Raw genomic sequence first — 25537 nt, forward strand, 5'->3', positions numbered from 1 at the left:
CTATTAATCTATAGATCTGTAACAGAAAGTGAGGTCGCCATTATATTAATATTACAGACCGAACAACTAACACAAACCCCTGCTGGATACCCTAGTATTTTGGCAGGGGTTCATGGCAAAATAACCATCGAGTCCGATAATCATGGTCTGGAAGGTGTCGGCTAGACCAAAAAACAAGCGATCCTTAAGATTCGCATTCTCTGCGGTTGGACAAGTGCCCCACAGTGAATTCTCAATTTAAGTGGTGTAGGAGTGAATAATGACACTATTCAATGAAACGTTAAATGGCAACAAAGAAAGCAAAAACATTTCTAGTAGTAGAAATGGTAAATTAAACAACCTCAGTGTGATTTCTCGAGCAGAAGAAATACAAGGTTGGCTAATTGATAAATTGGCGGAAGTACTAGAAATTGAACCTAATCAAATTGATGTTCAACAAGATTTTGAAGAATATGGCTTAGAGTCGGCAGAGGCAATTAATTTGTCAGGGGATTTGGAAGATTATCTTAGTTGTCGCTTACCACCAACTTTACTTTGGGATTATCAAAATATTGAAGCCTTGGCCCAATATCTAGCGACGAGTAATTTACCTCAGAATCAAATAAATTCTGCCAATGAGCTAGATCTATCCTCTTCTAGCACCATAGTTGATTTATCAAGCAATCTTGACAAGAATCATCAACCTGAAATACCTTCAGAAAATTATAAGTTTGAAGAATTTCCTGAATATAAAAAGTTATTAGCACAACAACAGCAAGTGCTTAACTTGGGTAATGGCAATCCATTCTTTGTTACTCAAGAAACCGTAGTCAATGATCGCACCACTGTTGATGGTCGTGAATTAATTAACTTTGCTACTTATAACTATATTGGCATGTGTGGCGACCCGACCGTAACTCAAGCAGCCCAGAAGGCGATTGAGCTTTATGGTACCTCTGCTTGCGCTAGTCGCTTAATTTCCGGAGAAAAACCGATACACAGAAAATTAGAACGAGAACTTGCCGACTTTATTGGCGTGGAAGACAGTATTGTCATGGTAGGTGGTCATGCCACCAATGTCACCACTATTGGTCATCTGTTTGGCAAAAATGACTTGGTTATTTATGATTCTCTAAGCCATAACAGTATACTTCAAGGATGTTTTCTCTCTGGGGCTAGCTTAGTTGCATTTCCCCATAATGATGCCGATGCTTTAGAAGCAATATTAAGCGATCGCCGACATCGCTATCAAAGGGTGTTAATTGTAATTGAAGGTGTATACAGTACCGATGGCGATATTGCGGATCTACCTCAATTTATCAAACTCAAGCAAAAATATAAAACTTTCTTGATGGTTGATGAAGCCCATTCAATGGGAACGATTGGTCAGTCTGGTCGTGGTATTAGTGAGTATTTCAACATTAATCCCCAAGATATCGATCTCTGGATGGGAACCCTAAGTAAATCATTTGCCAGCTGTGGAGGATATATTGCTGGTTCTCACGCACTGATTGAATATCTGAAGTATACAGCTCCTGGTTTTGTTTTTAGCGTTGGTATGTCACCGCCAAATGCTGCCGCCACCTTAGCTGCAATTCAGGTTCTCAAAGCCGAGCCAGAAAGAGCAACCATTCTTCAGGCTAGAGCCAAACTTTTTCTCAAATTAGCCCAAGAAAACAATCTGGATACAGGTATGAGTAATGATTCCCCTGTAGTCCCAATTATCGTTGGCGATTCCCTTAAATCAATTCAGCTATCGCAAAATCTGTTTAAACAAGGAATTAATGTTCCATTTATGATTTATCCTTCCGTTCCTCAACATGGTGCAAGGTTACGTTTTTTTATTACCTGCAATCATTCTGAGGAACAAATTAGCTTTACAGTAGATACTCTGACTAAAGAACTCAATAAACTTAATGATTTGTAACTTAATTTAAAACATAAAACTAAAAAACACAGGAATAGTTAATACTATTCCTGTGTTTTTTTGGGCTCTAATTTTGAATTAGATAATATCTATTGCCGATGAAAATATTCTAAATGATCATAATCATAACTAATTAATATCTAAAAAACTTGGCAATTAAATAATTTAAAGTAAGTAGTTTATTTTAACAAATCAATTGAAAACATTAATCGTTTTTATGCGTATTTGCTCGTAGTCAAAAAAAAACTAGTAAAGTTTTTCCGTAAAACAACTATGGTATGGATTTTTTTATCAACAGAAAATGAAATTTAGATTCCCATATATAGATTGTTGATACTAAAAACTTTACTTTTATGACTACTCAAAATCTTAGTTATCGTTCCATGGAATTTCTTCAGGTATATTACCGCAATCCATCTTTAGAATTACGTAATAAATTAGTTGAGTTAAATACTGGTTTGGTAAGAAAAGTAGCTCATCAAATTAGTCGTAAATGTGCTGAACCTTACGAAGATCTTGAGCAAATTGGTTATTTGGGTTTAATCAGAGCAATTGAACGTTTTGATCCTCATCAAGGTTCTGCATTTAGTTCTTTTGCTATTCCTTATATTCGTGGCGAAATGTTACATTACCTGAGAGATAAAGGTAGTATGATGCGGATTCCTCGTAGATGGCAAGAACTCTATACAAAAGGTAAAAAACTACGCAAAGATTTAATCGAACAGCTAGGACGTTTACCTAAAGATACTGAATTAGCTGAGGGTTTAGGAGTACCCTTGGAGGAATGGAGCGAATGTCAATTGGCTTTACAAAATCGTTTGCCAATTAGTTTAGATGCAGTAGTTAACAATGCTATGGACTCTTCCATAACTTTTGGAGATACTATTGCCGATCCTCGCTACTATCAACAGCGCAGATTAGAAGATGATAAGTTACAGTTACAAAGAGCAATGAGCCAGTTGGAAGAAAAAACTAAGGCAGCAATTGAATGCGTATTTCTCTGGGATTTACCCCGTAAAGAAGCTGCCAAGCACATTGGTATCAGCCCTATGACTGTCACTAGACATCTGCATAAAGGAATTGAACAATTAGGGGTTATGTTAGAACCAAAAGCAGCATAGGTCTAGAAAACTTAGCTTAACTACATAATTTAATTCACTATAAAAAGTCTATAAATACTTATGAATCAGTAACAACTAAATTGAAGTTTATATTTGTAGAAATAATAACTCACACTATAGCTTTAACAATAAATTTCTCCAAGCATTTCTGACGAGATGCTTTTTTATAAGCATAAATTTTAACTGTTTTATTTGATGAAATTTTTTGATGATATACAGGATTTAGTATCAGACCTATGTAGCAATACATAAAAACAAGGAATAATAAAGAGAGTCAACAAAGTAGCTAAAGCTAAACCAGAAAAGACAACTATCCCTAAAGGTTGTAGTAATTCTGAACCAGTACCAATACCTAGAGCTAGAGGATACATACCCAAGACTGTAGTAATGGTGGTCATTAAAATAGGTCTTAGCCTAGCAGTTGCGGCTTGGATAATAGCCGAAGTGGGATTAAGCTGCGACCTTAACCTCAACTGATTGGCAAACTCTACCATTACAATCGCATTATTAACCACAATCCCCACTAGCAATACTGTTCCCACCAAGACGATCGCACTAATTGGGGTTTCAGTGATTTGTAAGCCGTAAACTCCTCCTGCCAAAGCCAAAGGCACGGTAAAGAGAATTATTAAGGGATCGATCAGTGAATTATACTGAACTGCCATAACCACAAATACGAGAAACACGGCTAAACTGCCCATAATTCTGAGGGAGTTTTGAATCTCTTGATTAGAAGCAACGGCATAACTAGGTAAAACACTTATTCCTTGAGGTATTTCGGCTTCAGCTAAAATAGAATCTAATTCCGCCATGGCATCATTAAAATTGGCATCTTCGGTTAAATTACCCACAATGATAAAAACATTACGTTGATTAATCCGTTGAATTTCTCCTGGTGCCTCACCCAGTCGTAGACTGGCTACATCGCTTAACTGAATCGAATTATTATTATCGGTTAGTAGGGGTAATTGTCTTAATTGGTCAATAGACTGACGATAACTTTGATCCAGTTGTACTTTGACGTCAACTAGACGTTGTTCTCGTTGTAGTTGTGAAGCAACTTGACCATTAATTGCAGTTTGTACTGTTGTCCCTAAGTCAGATACACCATAACCTAAATCAGATAAACGATAATAATTTGGTTCGATCTGTATTTCTGGTTGTCTACTGTCGGCATCTCCCCGATAACGGGCAAGAGTGGCTTTTTGATCCAGGATTTTTAAGAGCTTTTCACCTGTTTGCTCTAAGAGAACATGGTTTTTTCCTTGCAAAATCAGATCTAGATCGGCACCAACAGGAGCATTATTGAGATTTAATCCTCTGACTCGACTGGGAGAAAGACGCAGACGGGTATCTACTAAATTGAAAGTGTCGAATTCCTGATTAACACGTTCAACATAAGCCTCAATATCACTATTGCTATCTAAGGTAATGGTACTAGAGCTACGCAACAGATTATCAATGGTATTATTGCCAAATAAAAATCCTCCTGCGGCAGTAAAGACGTATTCCGTTTCTGGCTGGTCTAAGACAACTCGATCTACTGCTTGCATAACACGGCGATTATCTGCCAAATTTGTTCCCGAGGGAAAACGAGCAAAAATCTGTGCTTGTCCTGTATTCAGGTCAGGCAATATTTCTTGAGGCAAATTTTGCCATATTTGATAGCTACTAGTTCCCAGAATAATAAATACTAAGATAATTACCGCCAGACGAAAGCGAATTACTTGACGCAGTATCTGCCCATAATTTTTAGTTACCATCACAAACTGGCGATTAAACCAGACAAGCAGACCAAATTGCTCGATTTTACTGCTCTGAGGAATACTCAACAGACGAGAAGCCAACATGGGGACTACTGTTAAGGCAATAATCAAAGAAGCGGCGATCGCGAAACTAATTGTTAAAATTAGTTCCCGAAACAATAAGGAAAATAAGCCACCGATTAACAAAAAAGGTAATACTGATACTAAGTTAGTGGCAGTCGAAGCTATTAGCGCTGATTCCACTTCAGCACTAGCGGAGATAGCATTATCGATCGCCGATGTTTGATTCCCTCTCTCCTTACCCTGATTACTAAGAGCAATATTTTCCAGCATCACAATGGAGTTGTCCACTACAATACCTACTCCTAAAGCCAAACCTCCCAGGCTAAAAATATTTATAGAGAGGGAGAATAATTTCATCAGGATAATTGCCATTAAAGTTGCTAGAGGAATAGCAATGACAATAATAAAAGTCTGACGCAGAGAGCCTAAAAATAAAAAAACGGCGATCGCCGCTAATAAAGTTCCAATTGCTCCGGCACTGGCAACATTGGTAATTGAATTACGAATAAATCCCGATTCATCTCTAGTAGTCACCAACTCCAGATCTGCAGGAATCACCCCTAACTGACGTAGACTAGCAATTTTGGCTTTAACTCCGTCTATGACAGCGATGGTATTAGCATCAGGTTGTTTCTGAACACTTAGTTTGACCGCAGGCTCACCGTTGAGAGTGACAAACAAAGTCTGTTCCGCTACACCATCATTAATGTCGGCAACATCTTGTAAACTAATTATCTGACCTTCAGTGTCTTGGTTAGGTAGGTCTAAAGTTAAATTGCGAATCTGGTCTATGCTTTGCCATTGCCCTAAAGTTCTGACTAAAGGTTCTCCAGTTTCGCCCCTGAGTCTTCCTCCAGCTAAATCGCGATCGCCTTCTTGTAACTTATTAGTAATAGCATTGAACCCCAAACCCGCAGCTTGGAGTCGATTTAAATCCACATTGACGGTAATCTCTTCAGTGACACCTCCTGAAACATCTACTGATGCTACACCAGGAATAATACTCAATTCGCGGCTTAATTCTTCCTCGGCAAAAATTCTTAAAGCTAAATCATCTAATTTGGTCGATTCGATTGCAAACTCGTAAATTGGTTGTTGAGAAGGATCGAATTTAAAAATACTAGTGTTGGTGACCAAATCGGGCAGACTACCCCGATTGCGATTAAATATCGCCGTAGTATTGGCCAAAGCTTGGTCGATATCGTCTCCTGGTCGAAAATAGAGGTTGAAGCGAACCCTACCTTCTCTGGTTTCGGAAAAAATTTGCTCTAATCCCTCGGTAGCATTTAAAGCTTGTTCTAGGGGTTTAGTAACTTCTTCAAGAGCGACTTCAGGAGAAGCCCCGGGAATATTGACTGTTACACCAATGCGAGGATAAGTAATCGGCGGTAATAAATCTACTTGTAAACGAAAAATAAAAAAAATACCAAGTACAAGCATGGCGATCGCCAACATCAAAGTACCGATATGACGGCGAATGGCGATCGCGCTAATCAATTGTCTGGTAGTTGATTTCATTGGGACTAATTGAAGTACTTAAATCTTTGCTCTATTCCTCAAACAATAACAAAAAGAGCAAACATTAAAAGATACTTAAGGCAATTAGCGGCTGAAATTGTGTTTTGAGTGAGATAAAAAATTCAATTGATGGATCTTTTATCAGCAATGGGCACCAAAAAATAACTAACACTTGGGTGCCAAAGTTTTTAATCAGAAAATCTACGGGTGCCGCTATCAGAACTACTAGATTCTCTTGGTCGAGCTTTATTAACTCTTAGGGTACGCCCCATCCATTCTGCCCCGTCCAAGATATTAATAGCTTCTGCTTCTTGGTCGTCGTTCTCCATTTCTACAAAGCCAAAACCACGTTTGCGCCCTGTTTCTCGGTCTGTAGGTAAATAAACCCGCTTGACAGCTCCATATTCTCCAAAGACTTCCTGTAAGTCTTCTTGCGTAACCTCATAGTTGAGATTACCAACATAAATCGACATTACTCTTGTTTCCTGTTCTTAATATTCCAATCCCATCGAGAAGCAAAAACAGCCAAGATCGACCGATAAATATCAATCAAAATTAGCCATGCAGATCTCGATTTTCGACAATTATATTAGCATTTTATCTCTAACTAAATTAGTGTCAGCCTTATCTTTGCGCTTCAGCCAGGAAATGAAATTCTGTGGTATTTTAATGTAGGTAAAGATAAGTAACGAAAATTAGGAACACCCCACTCAACCAATAATATATTTTGACTGTGACATCTTCTTCTAGCTCTAACTGCGCTCCAACAACCTCAACCAATGTTCTCGGCTTACCTCTTCAACAAAATTATGAGCGTCAAGCTTGGCGAGTATTTTTCTCCGCTTCTTTTTTAGTTTCTGTACCAGTATTTTTTCAAGCTCCGATTGTCAGGCTATTCCCATGGTTTAGCTTGGCATTAACTCTATTCTGGATTGGGTTGGGCTGGTTACTTTATCGACGTCCTCAAAGTCGTTGGTGGGGAGATATTATTTTAGGCTTTAGCTGGAGTTGGCTAGCAGGTTCAATCTACTGGGGTTGGCTAAGAGCTGAACCATTAATTCATATCCCTGTTGAATCTATTGGTCTACCCTTTGCTCTATGGTTTATTTGGCGAGGATGGGGAAAAGTTGGTAACTTTTTTTATCTTGGCTCTCTCCTGGGTACGGCTATTACCGATCTATATTTCTATCTAACTAATGTCATACCCTACTGGCGTAAACTAATGACGGTAGATTTAGAACCAGCTTTGGCTTCTCCTATTTTCAAAGCAGCATTAGCTCAAGTACAAACTGCCTGGGGCATTAGTTGGGCAATCGTGCTAGTTAACATTTTACTGGCAGTTAGCCTATGGTCTCTTAGCAAAACTGAGCTACACTGGTGGGCATTCGCTGGAGCAGTTTTGAGCACTATATTAGTGGACAGTTTATTCTGGATTGCAGCCTATTTTGCTTAATTACTTCTAAGCTATTATTTTAAAGATCAGTTCCACAAATCTAAAACCTGAATCAAAATTCGGAATTCTCAACTCCGAACTCCGAATTCCGAATTCTCAACTCCTCCAGTTTTATTGATGGGTTAATGCGAGGAATCTATGGCTCAAACTAAGGATATTGTCGCCCAGTCACCACTATCTCGACTCCAAAATATCTTATATAGTGAGACTACTTTATATATTCTTAAGAGGCTCATGCAGGCAGTTTTAACTCTGCTACTAGCCTCTGCCCTGTGCTTTTCCATCGTTGAGTTAGCACCAGGAAACTATCTTGATACCCTGAGAGAAAATCCCCAAATTTCTCCAGAACGCATTGCTGAACTTACACAGCAATTTGGTTTAGATCAGCCACCTATAATCCAATATTTTCGTTGGCTCTGGCGGGTGATCACTCGGTTTGATTTTGGTGAAAGCTTTGTTTATTTTCGTTCTGTCTCTTCATTACTAGTTGAACGTATTCCCGCTACTCTTTTACTTGCCATAGCTTCAATTATCATTACTTGGACGATCGCCATCCCTTTAGGAATCCTCAGCGCGGTTAAACAGAATAGTCGTCTTGATAAAATCTTACGGGTATTGAGTTATTTGGGACAGGGTTTTCCTAGCTTTATTACAGCCCTAATTTTCTTATTTATTGCCCAGTTATTATCTCCTCTATTTCCTGTTGGTGGCATGACCAGCATTAACCATGGGGAATTATCCCTAATCGGTAAGATTCTCGATATTGGCTGGCACATGATTTTACCGACTCTTGCTCTCAGTATTACTAGTTTTGCAGGACTACAACGTTTAACCAGAGGGCAGATGCTAGATGTACTGCGGCAGGACTATATTCAGACAGCCCGTGCTAAAGGCTTACCTGAAAATAAAGTTATCTATGTCCATGCTCTGCGTAATGCAATCAATCCTCTCATTACCTTGATTGGTTTTGAATTCGCTAGTTTGTTGGCAGGGTCATTTATCGCTGAGTTCTTTTTTAATTGGCCGGGTTTGGGACGTTTGACCTTGCAAGCCGTTACCGCTCAAGACAAGTATTTAGTGATGGCAAGTCTCATGATGAGTGCAACGATGCTAATAATTGGTAACTTGCTGGCTGATTTGCTCCTCAAAGCGATCGATCCTCGTATTAAGTTAGAAGATTTAAAATAGTTCGGATATTAACTTAACTGATTAACTCTTACTGATTTTGTTGGTGAGCAGTAAAAAGATAAACTGGAGAAGTAGTTTATTTCAGAGGAATAACAGGAATAACAACATCAGCAACAGCAAGGCGAAGACAAGAGGGCAATCATGTTATTACAAGTTAATTATTTAATTCGTTCCAAAAAAGATGGTAAGTATTTAGTAGCCCGTCTACCAGAACAAAGTGGTATGGAAGCCTCGTATTTATTAGTATTTGAACATGATTATGATGCCCTAAGTTATATTAATGCTCATGGTCAAGAATATCGCGATCGCCTGACAGTAGAAACTGCCTCTCCAACTCAGCTTAAAAGTTTACTTCAGCGATGGAATTATGCTGGTTTTGGCATTGTCAAAGATCCCCTACTACCAGACATTCAATTTGTATCTTAAATTCTCGGTTGTTCCCAAGTTGTAAAATTTCTGTTGACCCAATCCATACCCATTTCATTATTTAACTTGATTTTTTGTGGTGCATCAGAGTAAATCTTGTTTAAGATACCTGCATCTTGCTCGACAACAATTTTACTTAGCCCGAGAAATTGATTTTTTAAAAGTTTAGCTAATGGATTGCTGGCTTCTCCAAACAATAAAATATAGGTTCGAGTTTTAGTTAATGATTCGGGAACAAAAAGATGACATTGGGCAATTTTGCCAAAAGGACTATTGCCATAAAAAATAACCAGAGAAGGAAAATAATTTTCTAAATGAGCTTGAATCACCTCAGGAAGTAAAAATTGATTGGGTTGTTTGAGTTTTTCCCAGAAAGTTTTTGGTGCAGTGGGAGTATTAAAAAAAGCTTCGGAATGGTAGCCATTGTCGATAAACTTTTCAAACCTGACCTCAGTAATTTCAAATAAGTCTCGATGTGTCCCATTTTGATGATTGTAATCGTGCATAATCAACAGCATCGATCGCAAGTCTGTCTCAACACTAGTATTAGCAGTAAAGCCAATAAATTCATACTTCCCAGCGATCTGCTCTAAAATATCGGGAATGGGTATCTTGGGTTGATAATCACCATAAGACCAAATGAAATCACCCTGAATAATCAAATCTAAAGGTTTTAACTGAGGTAAGGTCTTTTTATCTGTTCCTGGTAGGATAGTGCAGCCATGGCGATCAAATTCTAGAGCATGAAACGGACAAACTACCGCACTTGTGCCATCTGCTTCAGTTTCGCACCAACCCTCAGATAGCATTGCTCCCATATGGGGACAAATATTTGGCAAACCGTTAACTTGACCTGTCTTGTCTTGCCAAATCACATAATCATTACCGTAAAGTGAAACTTTTTGCGGCTGATTTGTTTGTAGCATCGATTTATGCGCCAATAGCCAAGGCGCACCCTCTAACATAGACATCTTTAATTTCCTTAGTTAAAAATTTTGAGCAAATAAATCTATCGCGACAAGTAAAATATAAACTGTCGCAAGTTACGAACTGCTGTAGTTTTACTAGTGCCTACAGCTAGAAAAAGCTTTTATTGACTCTAAATATATGACATATTATTCGTGTTTGTCAATATGAAATCTGATAACCAAACATATCCAGATCGTCGTCCTTTGCGTCGTCAACCTCAACAAAAACGTAGTCAGGAAAGAGTTGAAAAAATATTGGATGCAGCAGCCATAGTATTTGATGAGGTGGGTTTTGAAGCTGCTACTACCCATGCGATCGCAGCTCGTGCAGATACCTCTGTAGGGTCGCTTTATCAATTTTTCCCTGATAAATTGGCGATTTTCAATGCTTTGGAGCTACGACACGTCGAGCGCGTTTATGTTATTTGGGAGAAGCTATTGCGACCTGAAATTGTACAGCTACCATTTCCTGATTTTATACACACTATTGTCACTCAAATACAGCAACTATTTGAGCAACCCACTTCTAGGATTGTTTTTACACAGTTTTTTACCTCTCCGAAAATTTTTAAAAATATCGATGATAGCTTTACTCAAGAAGCAATTCAATTTATGGCAAAGTTATTAAAAAAGCGTAATTCTGCTCTAACAGATAAAAGGAGTAAAATATTAGCGGAAGTCTGCGTTAATTCGACTAATACTCTAATTTTAATTGCTTTAAGAAGTAATGAATCCCATAATAAAGAAATTATTCGGGAAATAGAAGCTTTAATGAGAGCCTATTTAGAAGCAGATATTGGCGATAGCACTATTAATAATAACTCTAACGATTTAGTAAAAAAACTTGCTTCCCTTTATGAGTTAAATCCTCGTCAGTGCTTCATTCTAAAATATGCTAGCAACAATCAAGAAATCACTATCAAAAACTGTGAGGCTATGTTTCCCGAAGTATCTCGACGCACTTTACAAAGAGATTTGAAAGACTTAAGTCAGCAAAAATTGCTACTTCCTAAAGGTAATACCGATCAACGTTATTATTGTTTAAATTGTAAGCTGGTAAACTTGTGACAATTAACGACACTAATATTCAATTTATTTATTCTGAGGCTTTGGCGATGATTTTTCCTCGATACATATTCATACCACAGGTAAAAGTATATTCCCCTGGTTTTTCAGGCATAATTTCGACGGAAGTAGTTTGATTTAAGACCAAATCTAACGCTCGATTAAAATCAGGTAATAAAACCTGTTCTAAGCAACTACTTGGGTCTTTACGCAAGAAATTTAGCCTGACTAGTTCTCCCGATCGCACTTCGATTCTGTCTGGTGTGTAGCCACCGTCGACAACAATATCCACTGATTGAATTCCCTGTTTAACCTGTGCTTTCTGGGATTGAGTTTTGCTAAACATAAACCACCATAGCTCTGCGCCAATTAAGCCCAAACCGCTTAAAGCAATAAATATCTTTAATCCTAAAGGCTGTTCTATCTTACGAAACTGGCTAGTTTGTTCAACCGCCGAAGCGGGAATTTCAATATCATATTTTTTTTGTGCTAATGCACTACTAGTCGATAGAGCTATTAGAAATCCTAACCCTACTAAACTACCTACAATTCTTATTAAATTAAACATACCGTTCGCAAACAGATAATTTACATTTGATAGCTTAGAGCTGATGGCTAATAGCTTAGAGCTTAGAGCTTGCAGAAAAATTACGCAGACGGAGAGCGTTTGTTACCACTGAAACCGAACTGAAAGCCATTGCCCCTCCAGCAATAATGGGATTGAGCAGCCAACCAAAGAAAGGAAAGAGAATACCCGCGGCGATAGGAATACCCAAAACATTATAAATAAAAGCAAAAAAGAGATTTTGACGAATATTACTGATAGTCGCTTTACTTAACTCTATTGCTGTTACTATGCCCTGTAATTCTCCCGAAATCAAGGTAATATCACTAGCTGCGATCGCCACGTCTGTTCCTGTACCAATGGCAATACCTACATCTGCTTGCGCTAGTGCAGGAGCATCATTTATGCCATCTCCGACCATTGCAACTATTTTTCCTTCCTGCTGTAACTCCTTTACCTTGGTTGCTTTTTGCTCGGGACGAACCTCAGCCTCTACGCGAACTATTCCTACTTCACGAGCGATCGCTTCGGCAGTTTTTTGATTATCTCCTGTCAGCATTACTACTTCTAAATTTAAGTTACGTAATGCCCTAACTGCTGCTGGAGAAGTGGGTTTGATTGCATCGGCAATACCCATAATTCCGTCTAATTCTCTATCTACAGCAATTAGAACTACAGTTTGACCATCGGCTTCCCAAGTATCTTTGTGTGACTGAAAAGCAGTCGATGCAATGCCTAACTCGGACATCCAGCGTTGAGTACCTATTTGTACCAAGTGATCTGAGACGACACCCTGTACTCCACTTCCGGCGATCGCCTTAAAATCATTAGCGTCAATTAAATCAACATTCTGCGACTGAGCATATCTAACAACTGCTTCTGCAAGAGGATGTTCGGAATTACGTTCTACTGCTGCTACCAAACCGAGTAACTTAAGTTCGGCACTGTCTGTAATACCTTTTATCGTAGCGTAATTAGTAACAGTAGGTTTGCCTTGAGTAATCGTGCCAGTTTTATCTAAAACAATAGTTTGAATTTTGTGAGCCAATTCTAAACTCTCTGCACCTTTAATCAAAATACCGTTTTCGGCACCTTTACCCGTCCCTACCATTACCGAAGTAGGAGTCGCTAAACCTAAAGCACAGGGACAAGCAATAATTAGTACCCCAACAGTAGTAATCAAAGCCAAAGACACATTACCCATGATGACAAACCACAAGACAAAAGTAGCAATGGCGATCGCAATTACTACAGGCACAAACCAACCCGTTACGCGATCGGCTAGTCTTTGAATCGGTGCTTTGGAACCCTGGGCATCTTGAACCAGTTTCACTATCTGCGCCAAAACTGTATCTGAGCCGACTCTGGTAGCTTTAAATTTAAAACTGCCTGTCTTATTGATAGTTGCCCCAATTACTTCATCCCCTGGTTGTTTTTTTATGGGTCTACTTTCTCCTGTTACCATTGCTTCATCAATGGTAGAACTGCCGCTAATTATTTCTCCATCTACAGGGATCTTTTCTCCGGGGCGCACCAAAATAGTGTCACCAATTTGGACTTCACTTATAGGAATATCAATTTCCTTTTCATTACGAATAACTCTGGCATTCCTCGCTTGTAGACCAATCAATTTACGAATCGCTTCTGAGGTTTGTCCTTTGGCACGATTTTCAAACCACTGTCCTAAAAGAATTAAAGTAATAACTACGGCAGCGGTTTCATAATATACTTCTGGCATCAAGCCCCGATCAAGAAAAAAGTTAGGAAAGATAGTAGCAAATAGAGAATAAAAATAGGCTGCACTAGTACCCAGGGCAATCAATGTATCCATCGTGGCAGCATGACGTTTAAAAGCTTTCCACCCACCAATATAGAATCTGTATCCACACCAAAACTGTACTGGGGCAGTTAAAATCATTTGTAGCCAAGGGTTATGCAACCATGCAGGAATAAAAGAAAGTTTTAATCCTGTCATCATCGGCAGCGAACCGATAACTAGGATGATGCTAATTACACCACCAACGATTATTTTGCGAATTAAATCGCGGGATTCAGCTTGACGGACTGCTTTTTCGGCATCATCCTCGCTCGTAAACATTTCTTGTGACTGAAACAAAGTAGAGGAATATCCTGCTTCTTTTACTGCCTCTTTGATGTCCTCAATACTTGTTTGGCGGGGCTCGTATATCACGATAGCTTGTTCGGCACCGAAATTAACGCTACATTCGGCTACTCCAGGTACAGCCAGAATTGCATCCTCTATGCTACTGGCACAACCAGCACAACTCATCCCAGTGAGTTTGAGATTGATTTTTTCTGTATTTGTTTTCGTGTTCATAATTGGTACGAAAGGTCGAGGCAAATAGCGATTTTTCCCTACATAATTGCGTATGCCATCTATTTCAATTCTGAGTGGATTTTATGAGGCTAGCACACAACCGGTAGCCATTTTGTGTTACAAATCGAGTCAAAAACTCTAATCATCTCACTTGATTCCAAATAATTGTTCATTTGAATAGGCATTCAGGTTTATGATGAGTATCATTATCAAAAAAGTACTATTTAAAACTGCATCAATATAAAGTTATTTGAGTAAATGTATTTATTTGAATTGGAGGATGAAGAATGAGCAAAGTTTCCCGAGCAAAACAACAGGTCTCCTCAAAATCCGAAGCGCCGACTTGTGACTCTTACCTAGTTCACCTAGAACAAGTGCGTCAAGTACAATCTGAAATTGTTACCACAGAAAAAGCACAACAGATGGCTCAGTTTTTCGGCGCAATGGCAGATCCTCATCGATTAAAACTTCTTTCTGCCCTAGCTCAAGCTGAACTTTGTGTCTGCGACTTAGCAGCAGTAGTCAAAATGAGTGAATCGGCTGTATCCCATCAGTTACGGTTACTAAGAAACCTCCGTTTGGTCAAGCATCGCCGTGAAGGGCGAAATGTTTATTACCGTTTGGCAGATGCCCATATAGCTAATCTTTATCAGGAAGTAGCCGAGCATTTAGAAGAAGCTTAGGATGTATCATCATTATTTCTGTTGATTGCTTAATTACTTTTTTTTGGTTAATATCTGAACAAGTATTCAATTGTTCAATCTTTTAACAATTAAATTATTTGAATAATGTCAGGTAAACATTCTACTGGTTGCTGTTCTCATCATGAAAGTCACGAACATGGTGAATTTGATTTACGTCGAGAGCTAATCCCCCTTAGTATCGCTCTAGTTCTATTTCTCATCGGGTTAATCTTTAACCAGCCTTTGCACGATACCCCGAGAGCGATCGCCGAGTATGTAGTTTTGATTCCCGCTTACCTGATAAGTGGTTGGATTGTTTTAACCAGTGCGGGACGTAATATTCTGCGGGGTAAAATCTTTGATGAAAACTTTTTAATGACTATTGCCACCTTGGGGGCGATCGCGATTCACGAATTGCCCGAAGCTGTGGCAGTGATGTTATTTTTCCAGATTGGAGAATTGTTTCAAGGGTTTGCCGTCGGGCGATCGCGTCGTTCGATTAAATCATTACTAGAAGTTCGTCCCGATAGGGCAAATTTAGTTATTGACGGGGGAATTAGAGAGGTAGCGCCAGAGAAGGTAGCAGTCGGAGATACGATTATTATCAAACCAGGAGAGAAAGTTCCTTTAGATGGGGAGATATTATCGGGGAGTTCTCAATTAGATACTTCAGCACTTACGGGTGAATCCGTACCCCGAACTGTAAGAGAAGGAGAAATAATTTTAGCAGGTGCGATTAACCAAACGGGAAGTCTGACAGTTAGAGTTACCAAACTATTTGCCGAATCTTCCATCGCTAAAATCTTAGATTTGGTAGAAAACGCCAGTAGTAAAAAGGCCCCGACAGAGAAATTTATTACTCGTTTTGCCCGTTACTATACCCCCGTAGTAGTTTTCCTCTCTCTAGCAGTTGCCATCTTACCGCCCTTATTAATTCCTGGGGCAACTAGCGAACAGTGGGTTTATCGAGCGTTAGTTTTATTAGTTATATCCTGTCCCTGCGGATTAGTTATTAGTATTCCTCTGGGTTATTTCGGTGGGGTTGGTGGTGCAGCCAAAAGAGGGATTTTAGTAAAAGGTTCAACTTTTCTCGATGCCTTAACTGATGTCAAAACAGTGATTTTTGATAAAACTGGAACGCTAACTGAAGGGGTATTTCAAGTTACTCAAGTAGCTCCTTATAACGGCTATAGCAAACCTGAATTACTATCCATTGCTGCGATCGCCGAATCTCAATCCAATCACCCCGTAGCGCGCTCGATTGTGGAAGCTTACGATGGTGCGATTATTGAATCTGATGTTACTGACTATGAAGAAATACCAGGACACGGTATTAGTACCAAAGTCAAAGAGATGTCAGTCTTCGCAGGAAACGATCGCCTCCTGCATCGAGAACAGATCGAACACGATACCTGTAACGTAAAAGGTACGGTGGTTCATTTAGCAATAGATAGCAAATATGCTGGCTATATCTTAATTTCCGACAAACTTAAGGAAGATGCAGCCAGAGCGATCGCTCGATTAAAAAAAGCGGGAGTTACCGAAACCGTTATGCTAACGGGAGATAATCAAGTTGTAGCGCAAAACGTTGCCGATAAAATTGGATTGGATACCTACAAAGCTGAATTGCTACCAGAAGACAAGGTAGACGCGATCGAGCAGTATCTTCGTCAATCAGATAGAAATAGCAAGGTGGCATTTATTGGCGATGGTATTAATGACGCACCCGTGATAGCCAGAGCCGATGTGGGAATGGCAATGGGTGCGTTGGGTTCCGATGCAGCCATTGAAACCGCCGACGTGGTAATTATGAACGATGCTCCTTCTAAAGTAGCAGAGGCAATAGATATAGCTCGTAAAACCCACACCATTGTCTGGCAGAATATCATCCTGGCAATGGCAGTAAAAGGATTATTTATTTTACTGGGAGCAGTTGGAATCGCAACTCTTTGGGAGGCAGTGTTTGCCGACGTGGGAGTAGCTTTGCTGGCGATTCTTAATGCGAGTCGGGTTTTAAAATGATGAAGATTTAAGAGCGATCGCGCCATAGATTATTTATGTCAGATATTCCTACCCTAGTATTTAGATAGAGATACTGAAGGATGGTATTTATTCAAATAGATATCTTAAAATTGTTTTTAGTCGCCATACAAAACCTGGACTAGCTTCTGCGACTTCATTTATCTTGTCGAGTGCATCGGCAAACTCAGCCATGATTGGGTTGTCTAAAGGAGCTTTCATCAAAGCAATATTAATTTGAGCCAGATAATATTTTTGCTGTTGTAGTACGTTGGCTTTTTGTTCGGTCATAGTTTTTAGTCTCGCCTTCAAACCATCACCTGAAGTATCTAAAAATTAAGGTTAATCCGTCTTGAATGATGTTGACCTCAATTAAAAAAAGGCATAGCATATTAGTTCGTCGCACCTTGGCGATAACAACCAGGAGTAATTCCAAAAACTCGCTTGAAATGACGATTAAGATGACTTTGGTCTGACATTCCCACGGCGATCGCTGTATCGGCAATCGACATTTCTTGGCGGAGAAATTGCTTAGCAAGTCGCATCCGAATTTGGTTTAAATACGCGTAAGGTGGCATTCCTGTGGCTTGACGAAAAACGCGAATTAGGTAGTAACGGTTTAGGTTAGTAATCTGTACCAGTTGTTCTAAAGAGATATTAGAACTGAAATTATCGTAAAGGTACTCTTTAACTAAATGAACGGCTTGATGTTCCTGTTTGAGTTGAACAGAGGGAAGTGAGATACCTGAATAGCGGTATAGAATTGCTGAAAACACTTCGACCAATAAAGATTGTCTTTCTAAAGAGTTTTGCGATCGCTCTAAAATTTTGTGTAGATAAAAAATCTTTTTAGCCAGAACTTCATTTTGTACAACAGCATCCTTAAAATAAGGAGTCTCAGTTATTTGAGCCTCTCTAGCTATTTGAAGAATAAGATCGGTACTTGGGTAAAACATCCGATAAGTGAGTGGCAATTCTTTAGCAGAATAACCTGTATGGACTTCCTCTGGATTCATCAAAACAATACTTTTGGGAGGAGCTAGATAAGTACTTCCCCGATAGTAGTTTCCCCCTACTCCAGACTCAATAACACCAATCGAGTAGCCAGGGTGAGAGTGACGATCATAATTGTAGTGAATTGCTTTTGCCCGAAACAACTCCAAGTTATCAAACTCTTGAATCAAACAAAATTTTGTATTCAGCATAAAAAAGAAGATTGACTCTTTTTTCGCGGTGTAAATCAATATTAATATAGCGTTTCTTAATGTTACTAGGGTTTAAAAAGTTGACTAACTATTTGAATCAATATTTCTACCAAAAGCAATTTGATAAAATAAATCAAACTAAATATTAAAATAACAGCTTGATGAATATACCCGATTTAAAATACATATCCGATGAAAAAGGCGATCGGATTGCGGTAATTGTTCCAATCGAATTATGGGAAGAGTTAACCAGTGAGGATGATATCGATGCAACGGAAGAATTACTAAGCATTGCTGGTTTTGAGTCTGCCTTTAAAAAAGCCAATCGACAAGTAGAAGAAGGAAAAACTAAAGATTGGCGAGCAATTAGAAACGATGTATAAAGTTCGGTTATCTTTGGATGCTGAAAAAGTTTTTGCCAAATGTAACAAAGCCCTAGCTAAAAAACTAGCAAGATGTTTTAGTAATTTAGAAAATAGCCCTCGTTCTCATCCTAATATTAAGCCATTAAAGGGTTCTTATTCTGGCTATTATCGTTACAGAGTCGGAGATTACAGAGTTGTTTATTCTATTGAAGATGAATTAGTTGTAGTTAACGTAATTCTTATTGCTCATCGCAGTAAGGTTTATGAATAGTTTTCTTTTCCTCTAAACTACGAAAATGGACAAAGAAGCCACTATTCGGTTAATTTTTTTCTTCGGCATTTTAGGGTTAATGCTGCTGTGGGAAATTATCGATCCGTTTCGCCCACTCTCTGTTCCCAAGCCAATGCGCTGGTTTAGTAATTTAGGTTTGGTAGTTCTAAACGCTGTCATATTAAGGGCTGTATTTCCTTTAACGGCGGTAGGGATGGCAGCGATCGCAACAGAGAAAAATTCGGGTCTATTTAACGTTATCACCCTACCCCAATGGCAAGTTGTAGTATTGTCAGTAATTGGGTTAGATTTAATAATCTATTTGCAACACGTTTTGTTTCATACTCTACCTACTTTATGGCGATTGCATAAAGTACATCATGCAGATCTCGATTTTGATGTTACGACGGGATTGAGATTTCATCCCCTGGAAATTTTGCTTTCAATGGGAATTAAAATTACTGCCATTTTGCTGTTGGGTGCTCCCGTCATAGCCGTTCTCATATTTGAAATTCTGTTAAATGCAACGTCCATGTTTAATCATGGTAATGTCAGCTTGCCAGCAAAATGCGACCGACTCTTACGATTATTTTTAGTTACGCCAGATATGCACCGAATTCATCATTCTGTGCTTCCCCAGGAAACCAATAGCAACTTTGGCTTCAACCTCACCTGGTGGGATTATGTATTTGGTACTTACCGTGCTTGTGCATTGGTAAGCCAGCAAGATATGACTATTGGGCTATCAGAGTATCAAAAAAATCTCCGAGTTGAGCAATTACATTGGATGCTGATTCTGCCTTTTCTCAATAAACCCAGTTGCTATCCGATTAATCAAAAGAAACGTAGTCTTAACTCCCGATCTGGAAGCAAGTAATGCTTAATGCAGCCACATGATGGACTGCGATATATGATCGCTTCTTTTTGTCCTGAGTAATGACTCACGGTTCGCTTAAATCAAAGATGGCTAGAAAAATAAAACAGCTCAACTGTATGCTGAGAAAGAAGTTGAAAGAATAGAGAGACCAACCCGTCTTGAAAGGAACTAACTCAGAAAGAGCAGATGATCTTCCTCTAATTATTCATTGGCTAAAGCAAATGGAAATAGCATCAATAATTGATCGAGAGCTACCTGTTCCTCATGGGAATCGAAAAGGATTAAGCTACGGTCAATTATCAGTCCTATTTCTAAGTTATGTAGTGAGCCAATCAGACCATCGATTATGTGCCGTAGAACCATGGGTAGAAAAACATCGGCAAACCTTAGAAATAGCAACAGGATGGAACATTGGGGGCAAAGATGCCACAGATGACCGACTAGCTGACTTATTAAGTGTCATCGGTTCATCGGAAAATCAAGGGCGAGAGAAAGTAGCAATTCAATTGGGACAAAGCACAATACGAGCTTATGAATTACCAACGGACAAAGCCAGAAGCGATACCACAAGTTTTAGTGTCTATCATCAGCCCACAAAAGAAACAGAAGGAACTAACTTGCTGAATTTTGGTTATAGTAAAGACCGCCGCCCTGATTTGGTTCAATATCGTCAAATGTTAGCTACTCTCGACCCCATGGGAATGCCTCTATTGGGAGCTACATTATCAGGAAATGGAACAGATGAATCTCATTATCTACCAACATGGCAACAATTGGTGGAGATTATTGGTCACAAAGATTTCTTGTTTCTCGCCGATTCTAAAGGCTCTACTTGGAATAATCGGGGGAAAATTAATCAACAAGGAGGAATTTACTGTTTTCCGCTAGCGATGCATCAGCCTCGTCCCAAACTGTTATCGCAATGGGTGGCTAATCCACCAACAGCAGTGCAAGAAATTTGTCTCAACTCCGAAGCCGAGTCAGAATCTCCCATTGGTAAGGGTTTTGAAGTTCCGTTGGGCAGTCTCTGGTATGAAAAAGAACATCAAAAGTGGCATCGTTGGTCAGAACGATGGTTAGTGGTTTGTTCTTATGCTTTACAACAGCGTCAACTTAAAAGCTTGTCAGCTCGTCTGAGTAAAGCGGAACTTGCCCTAGAAAAACTCGCTAAAAAACCACCACAAGATGAGGTAGCTCTACAAACCAAAGTGGAGACTATTCTGAAACGTTATCGAGTTACGGGGCAGATCTTAACTGCGATTGAGAAGAAAATTGGCTATCAAAAAGTTTATCAAGGTGCTGGTCGAGGAAGTAAGAATCGTCCCTCTCGTCGTGTTCGTCAAACTACTCTTTCCTTGACTTATCAACGTTGTGAGACCGCTATCACCCATCAACAATCCATCGCTGGTTGGAGATTGTATGTAACTAATGCTAATTCACAGCGTCTTTCTCTTGAGCAAGCTGTTAACTCTTATCGGGAGCAATGGCAACCTGAAAGAGGTTTTCATCGTTTTAAACGAGGTCGTCTTCCCGCTTTACCCATCTATTTTCAAGATGAAGAACGGATTCGAGGGCTGATGTTTTTACTAACGATCGCCCTGACTCTGTTTACCTTGATGGAATTTGTGGTTCGTCGCCAACTAGCGGTGACAAAGCAATCACTTCCTGGACTTTATTCAGGCAATCCCAAGCGCACTACTTTTCGTCCCACTGCTGAACAATTGCTAGCTGCTTTTGGCGATCTAACTTTGTATCTTTATCCTGATGGCTCTACTGAAATTAGTTCTCTTAATTCTCTTCAAAGACAGATTTTAAATCTGATGAAGATTCCTGAATCGATTTACATTCTTCCCCAGCTAGTTCCTGATTGACTCCAATCCAGCAAATAATTGCTGTGACTTGATTCTATCCTCTTTATTTGATTCAATGCATTTTATTTAAGCGAACCGTGAGTAATGAGTAAAAAAAAAAATAAAAAAGATGATGCTAGAAACCATTGCTACTTCTAGCATCATCCTCAAAAATATTAATAAAAAGTTAAAGTTACCAAATAACTAAGGTTTAAACTTCGCTTTAAACCTTAGTGGCAGTGATGGCTTACGATTACTTAGTAAGACTTAATAACGATTTTGGTTGGGCTTATAAACAATGAAACTAACTGTTTGACATTGCTTGATGTTGTCGAAACCAACAACACGAATGTAACAATCAGAATATTCAGAACGACACTCACGAACTTCGTTCAACACATCTTGAGAACCACGAGCATCGAATAAAGGTAATTTCCATAGAGTCCAGTGGTGAAGATCTGGAGTAGGATCTTTCTCAAACTCCACACCAGGAATATAGCCTTGGTCGATCATGTGATCGATTTGCTTGGCAATTTGCTGGTCAGTTAAAGGAGGTAAATAAGAAAGGGTTTCGTAACGACGCTCTTTGGGTAATGTTTTCATGGTTTATCTTTGCTTATATTGATTTTATTCAGAAGATTCTTCAGTTTCCGATGTCGCTTCTGATGCATCTGACTCAGATGTTTCGTTAGGCGATCGGGTAAGACGTTCCAAAAGATGGCGACGATGAATCAAATTATCTTGCTTTACGGTCGAAGTGACCATCTCAGGGATAAACTCTAAAGTTTGCTCTGCTATATTGTCGCGAACGGTCATTATACGCAGTGCCAGCTCTTTTCCCCTTGGTTCAGACATTATTTCTTCGATGTAGGCTTCTGCATCTCGCAGTTTCCCTCCTGAAGAATATTGCCTTAACCAAATGGCTTCTCCTGGATTAGTCTCTGCTAGTTGTTCAATAACTAGCATTACCGCTTTGTAAGTTAAATAATTTTGGACAACTTTTGCCGTATCTTTTGCAATATCTTTTGGTTGCATTTAGTTTTATACAGTTAATCTGAGATTATTAATTATTGATTATTTTGAATCTTTATTGTCGATCTCAGAATTAACTGTTAGCTGTTCACAAATAACTATTCTCTTGTTTAGAGAGTATCTACAGCGTCAAACTCAAATTTGATTTCTTTCCAAAGTTCACAAGCTGCAGCTAGCTCAGGACTCCAACGACAAGCTTCACGGATAACATCATTACCTTCGCGAGCCAATGAACGACCTTCATTACGAGCTTGAATACAAGCTTCTAAAGCTACACGGTTAGCAGTTGCACCAGGAGCATTACCCCAAGGGTGTCCTAAAGTACCACCACCAAACTGTAAACAAGAATCATCACCAAAGATTTCAACTAGTGCTGGCATGTGCCATACGTGGATACCACCAGAAGCGACAGGCATCGTACCAGGCATAGAAGCCCAATCTTGAGTGAAGAAGTTACCACGAGAGCGATCTTCTTCTACATAGTCTTCACGCATTTGGTCTACAAAACCTAGAGTGATATCTCTTTCACCCTCTAATTTACCCACAACAGTACCAGAGTGTAGATGATCACCACCAGACATACGAAGACACTTAGCTAGAACCCGGAAGTGAATACCATGATTTCTTTGACGGTCAATTACAGCGTGCATTGCGCGGTGAATGTGCAACAATACACCATTTGCACGACACCATTTAGCTAAAGTAGTGTTAGCAGTAAAACCACCAGTCAAGAAGTCATGCATAACGATTGGAGTGCCAATCTCTTTGGCAAAATTAGCACGCTCCATCATTTGCTCACAAGTAGCAGCAGTTACGTTAAGGTAGTGACCTTTAACTTCATTGGTTTCTGCTTGAGATTTTTCAATTGCTTCTTGCACAAATAAGAAGCGATCGCGCCAGCGCATGAAAGGCTGAGAATTAATGTTTTCGTCATCTTTGGTGAAATCTAGACCACCACGTAGACATTCATAAACTGCACGACCATAGTTTTTGGCAGATAGACCTAATTTAGGTTTGATTGTGCAACCTAATAAAGGACGACCATACTTGTTTAATAAGTCTCTTTCCACAGTGATACCGTGAGGCGGTCCTTGGAAAGTTTTCATCAAAGCTACAGGAATACGGAGATCCTCTAGACGTAATGCACGTAAAGCTTTGAAACCAAATACGTTACCTACCAAAGAAGTGAGAATATTGGTTACAGAACCCTCTTCAAACAAATCCATTGGGTAAGCGACAAAACAGAAATACTGGTTGTCTTCTCCAGGAACAGGTTCAACTTCATAACAACGACCTTTATAACGATCTAGGTCAGTTAAACCATCTGTCCATACTGTTGTCCAAGTACCAGTAGAAGATTCCGCAGCTACCGCAGCTGCACACTCTTCAGCAGGAACACCAGGTTGAGGGGTCATGCGGAAACAAGCCAAAAGGTCTGTATCCTTGGGGGTGTAGTCTGGAGTGTAATAAGTTAGGCGATAGTCTTGTACACCAGCCTTAAATCCAGCACCTGTCTTAGTTGCCATGTTCGGTCATTCCTCCATAAATAAAACGCTTAACTTTTACTTTCTTTTAGAGTCACTTAACTTATCAGAACTCTATTACCGTTAAAAAAAAATCAGTAGAAAGATATCTCGCGATCCTAAAAAATCGTTGCTTTAAATAGCACAATTAGCTACTTTGTTCGGCAATTTCTTATGTTAATACCATAACATGGATGCTAATTCTTTATTAAGTATTTTTTAGTCGGTTTCAATTTGATTATTTTCTAGAATAGATTAACTAAACTAATGGTTATTTAACGTAGTCATAAAAACGGTTAAGAATTATTAATATTCTCTTTATTACATTTAGTTTGAAATTTTATTTGCTTAATTAAAAGTTAGGGATTGCCGTAAGTACATCTACTTAAACATCTTTAATTAAGTTCATTATTTTAGACTAAAGAGGAGAGTAAACGCTATTAACTGAGAACAATAATCTATTGTAGTAAATAACCACAAAAACAACGAAACCGATACAGCCTCATTACTATATCGAAAAGTAAGTAATTACGTTCAAAAATTGTATATGTATTTTGTATTTACATCTAAATAAATACACAAAACTTTAGTATTAATTTAGTCTACTCTAATGATTTTTTATGGTGGGAATTTAAATCTTTATTGTGAGGAAATAAAGTAACCAATAGTTCGTTGATATAAACCTGTCCAACCACTGGGACTTTTTCTTTTTGAACCATAGGTTCAACTTTTTCTACTTGGGGAATTGAAGATGAGTTTGGTTCTTGATTAGAATCTGATGCCACAGTTTGATGAGGTTGTTTGGCAGAACGATTATTAGAGTTACTAGTTCTTCGGGGATCTTGGTCAGCGTTATTTGGCTTGGGAGCTGAGTAGTCATTAACCTTAGTAGTCTTGGGCGTTTCATCTAAATTTACTTGACGAGAAATATCACCAATAATTGAACCTGGTTCAATTACAGTCATTGCCGTCACAGTAGCTTGAAAAATTGTGGTTGAAGTACCAACACAAGCATTGCTACCAATCTTGCAGTTACCAACGATTAGAACTCCAGAGCCCAAAATAGCTCCACTATCTATTTCGACTGAACCCTGACAGGCATTAATAATTACTCCCATACCAATACAGACATCAGCACAAATAACAATACGGCAATTGGGAGCTGCTTGTAAGATAACTCCAGGCGCTAAAGATGCCGTAGGATGAAGCTCGACATCACCACTAATCCGTATGTCATTATTCAAAATAGGTTGCGGTGGTGGTAAGTAAATCATTGGGGACAATATTTTAATGATTGACGCGGGAACAGTTGCTTTAGCAATATTGACAACTACT

The 25537-nt window shown here is 39.0% G+C and carries 23 protein-coding genes; 12 read left to right on the plus strand and 11 right to left on the minus strand.

Annotated elements, in window-relative coordinates; translation table 11 throughout:
- Positions 1 to 259 precede the first annotated feature (259 nt).
- Both PLEUR7319_RS0106515 and PLEUR7319_RS0106520 read left to right on the plus strand, forming a co-directional pair.
- Positions 260 to 1906, plus strand: coding sequence for an aminotransferase class I/II-fold pyridoxal phosphate-dependent enzyme (locus PLEUR7319_RS0106515; RefSeq protein ID WP_019504399.1), 1647 nt, complete (start codon positions 260 to 262; stop codon positions 1904 to 1906).
- Between the two features lie 353 nt (positions 1907 to 2259).
- Positions 2260 to 3027, plus strand: coding sequence for an RNA polymerase sigma factor SigF (locus PLEUR7319_RS0106520; protein WP_019504400.1), 768 nt, complete (start codon positions 2260 to 2262; stop codon positions 3025 to 3027).
- 188 nt (positions 3028 to 3215) lie between these two features.
- Here PLEUR7319_RS0106520 and PLEUR7319_RS0106525 read toward each other — a convergent pair whose 3' ends face one another.
- Positions 3216 to 6374: an efflux RND transporter permease subunit gene (locus tag PLEUR7319_RS0106525; RefSeq protein WP_019504401.1), complete on the minus strand. Its 3159-nt coding sequence runs from the start codon at positions 6372 to 6374 to the stop codon at positions 3216 to 3218.
- A 188-nt stretch (positions 6375 to 6562) separates the two neighbouring features.
- Positions 6563 to 6847, minus strand: coding sequence for an RNA-binding protein (locus tag PLEUR7319_RS0106530; protein ID WP_019504402.1), 285 nt, complete (start codon positions 6845 to 6847; stop codon positions 6563 to 6565).
- A gap of 260 nt (positions 6848 to 7107) precedes the next feature.
- Between PLEUR7319_RS0106530 and PLEUR7319_RS0106535 the strand changes: the two genes are divergently transcribed.
- The 3 genes from PLEUR7319_RS0106535 to PLEUR7319_RS0106545 all read left to right on the plus strand — a co-directional run bounded on the left by PLEUR7319_RS0106535 (position 7108) and on the right by PLEUR7319_RS0106545 (position 9441).
- A complete protein-coding gene (locus PLEUR7319_RS0106535) occupies positions 7108 to 7827 on the plus strand; it encodes a DUF3120 domain-containing protein (protein ID WP_019504403.1) in 720 nt (239 codons plus the stop codon).
- 138 nt (positions 7828 to 7965) lie between these two features.
- On the plus strand, positions 7966 to 9015 hold the full coding sequence (locus PLEUR7319_RS0106540) for an ABC transporter permease (RefSeq protein WP_019504404.1): 1050 nt from the start codon (positions 7966 to 7968) through the stop codon (positions 9013 to 9015).
- 141 nt (positions 9016 to 9156) lie between these two features.
- The gene (locus PLEUR7319_RS0106545; protein ID WP_019504405.1) at positions 9157 to 9441 is read left to right on the plus strand and encodes a hypothetical protein; all 285 of its coding nucleotides are present in this window, start codon (positions 9157 to 9159) and stop codon (positions 9439 to 9441) included.
- Here the strand turns inward: PLEUR7319_RS0106545 and PLEUR7319_RS0106550 are convergent.
- The gene (locus tag PLEUR7319_RS0106550) at positions 9438 to 10412 is read right to left on the minus strand and encodes a Rieske 2Fe-2S domain-containing protein (RefSeq protein ID WP_036798755.1); all 975 of its coding nucleotides are present in this window, start codon (positions 10410 to 10412) and stop codon (positions 9438 to 9440) included. The two genes, PLEUR7319_RS0106545 and PLEUR7319_RS0106550, sit on opposite strands and share 4 nt — an antisense overlap.
- A 162-nt stretch (positions 10413 to 10574) precedes the next feature.
- Between PLEUR7319_RS0106550 and PLEUR7319_RS0106555 the strand changes: the two genes are divergently transcribed.
- Entirely contained in the window at positions 10575 to 11477 is a 903-nt protein-coding gene (locus PLEUR7319_RS0106555) for a TetR/AcrR family transcriptional regulator (protein WP_019504407.1), read from the plus strand.
- Between the two features lie 28 nt (positions 11478 to 11505).
- Here the strand turns inward: PLEUR7319_RS0106555 and PLEUR7319_RS0106560 are convergent, their stop codons facing one another.
- Both PLEUR7319_RS0106560 and PLEUR7319_RS0106565 read right to left on the minus strand, forming a co-directional pair.
- Positions 11506 to 12042, minus strand: coding sequence for a cupredoxin domain-containing protein (locus PLEUR7319_RS0106560; RefSeq protein ID WP_019504408.1), 537 nt, complete (start codon positions 12040 to 12042; stop codon positions 11506 to 11508).
- A gap of 55 nt (positions 12043 to 12097) precedes the next feature.
- The gene (locus PLEUR7319_RS0106565; protein ID WP_019504409.1) at positions 12098 to 14377 is read right to left on the minus strand and encodes a heavy metal translocating P-type ATPase; all 2280 of its coding nucleotides are present in this window, start codon (positions 14375 to 14377) and stop codon (positions 12098 to 12100) included.
- Between the two features lie 287 nt (positions 14378 to 14664).
- Between PLEUR7319_RS0106565 and PLEUR7319_RS0106570 the strand changes: the two genes are divergently transcribed.
- Positions 14665 to 15060 (plus strand): helix-turn-helix transcriptional regulator, encoded by a 396-nt coding sequence (locus PLEUR7319_RS0106570; protein ID WP_019504410.1) that lies wholly within the window; start codon positions 14665 to 14667, stop codon positions 15058 to 15060.
- A gap of 105 nt (positions 15061 to 15165) precedes the next feature.
- Positions 15166 to 17082 (plus strand): heavy metal translocating P-type ATPase, encoded by a 1917-nt coding sequence (locus PLEUR7319_RS0106575; RefSeq protein WP_019504411.1) that lies wholly within the window; start codon positions 15166 to 15168, stop codon positions 17080 to 17082.
- A gap of 87 nt (positions 17083 to 17169) precedes the next feature.
- Here the strand turns inward: PLEUR7319_RS0106575 and PLEUR7319_RS0106580 are convergent, their stop codons facing one another.
- Entirely contained in the window at positions 17170 to 17370 is a 201-nt protein-coding gene (locus PLEUR7319_RS0106580) for a DUF3291 domain-containing protein (protein WP_019504412.1), read from the minus strand.
- Positions 17371 to 17471: 101 nt separating this feature from the next.
- Positions 17472 to 18284, minus strand: a complete 813-nt coding sequence (locus PLEUR7319_RS0106585; RefSeq protein WP_019504413.1) for an AraC family transcriptional regulator — start codon at positions 18282 to 18284, stop codon at positions 17472 to 17474.
- Positions 18285 to 18445: 161 nt separating this feature from the next.
- Between PLEUR7319_RS0106585 and PLEUR7319_RS0106590 the strand changes: the two genes are divergently transcribed.
- The 4 genes from PLEUR7319_RS0106590 to PLEUR7319_RS0106605 all read left to right on the plus strand — a co-directional run bounded on the left by PLEUR7319_RS0106590 (position 18446) and on the right by PLEUR7319_RS0106605 (position 21668).
- Complete coding sequence (locus PLEUR7319_RS0106590) at positions 18446 to 18667, plus strand: hypothetical protein (RefSeq protein ID WP_019504414.1); 222 nt, start codon at positions 18446 to 18448, stop codon at positions 18665 to 18667.
- Positions 18660 to 18920: a type II toxin-antitoxin system RelE/ParE family toxin gene (locus PLEUR7319_RS0106595; protein WP_019504415.1), complete on the plus strand. Its 261-nt coding sequence runs from the start codon at positions 18660 to 18662 to the stop codon at positions 18918 to 18920. The genes PLEUR7319_RS0106590 and PLEUR7319_RS0106595 overlap by 8 nt, the downstream gene beginning before the upstream one ends.
- A gap of 25 nt (positions 18921 to 18945) precedes the next feature.
- Entirely contained in the window at positions 18946 to 19797 is an 852-nt protein-coding gene (locus PLEUR7319_RS0106600) for a sterol desaturase family protein (protein ID WP_019504416.1), read from the plus strand.
- A 158-nt stretch (positions 19798 to 19955) separates the two neighbouring features.
- On the plus strand, positions 19956 to 21668 hold the full coding sequence (locus tag PLEUR7319_RS0106605) for an IS1634 family transposase (RefSeq protein WP_019503630.1): 1713 nt from the start codon (positions 19956 to 19958) through the stop codon (positions 21666 to 21668).
- 246 nt (positions 21669 to 21914) lie between these two features.
- On the opposite strand, the gene PLEUR7319_RS0106610 is transcribed toward PLEUR7319_RS0106605, so the two are convergent.
- The 4 genes from PLEUR7319_RS0106610 to PLEUR7319_RS0106625 all read right to left on the minus strand — a co-directional run bounded on the left by PLEUR7319_RS0106610 (position 21915) and on the right by PLEUR7319_RS0106625 (position 25476).
- On the minus strand, positions 21915 to 22250 hold the full coding sequence (locus PLEUR7319_RS0106610) for a ribulose bisphosphate carboxylase small subunit (protein WP_019504417.1): 336 nt from the start codon (positions 22248 to 22250) through the stop codon (positions 21915 to 21917).
- A 24-nt stretch (positions 22251 to 22274) separates the two neighbouring features.
- Complete coding sequence (locus tag PLEUR7319_RS0106615; RefSeq protein WP_019504418.1) at positions 22275 to 22682, minus strand: chaperonin family protein RbcX; 408 nt, start codon at positions 22680 to 22682, stop codon at positions 22275 to 22277.
- A gap of 107 nt (positions 22683 to 22789) precedes the next feature.
- Positions 22790 to 24205 (minus strand): form I ribulose bisphosphate carboxylase large subunit, encoded by a 1416-nt coding sequence (locus PLEUR7319_RS0106620; protein WP_019504419.1) that lies wholly within the window; start codon positions 24203 to 24205, stop codon positions 22790 to 22792.
- 599 nt (positions 24206 to 24804) lie between these two features.
- Entirely contained in the window at positions 24805 to 25476 is a 672-nt protein-coding gene (locus tag PLEUR7319_RS0106625) for a hypothetical protein (RefSeq protein ID WP_019504420.1), read from the minus strand.
- Positions 25477 to 25537 lie beyond the last annotated feature (61 nt).

Source organism: Pleurocapsa sp. PCC 7319, from assembly GCF_000332195.1.
Classification (GTDB): Bacteria; Cyanobacteriota; Cyanobacteriia; order Cyanobacteriales; family Xenococcaceae; genus Waterburya.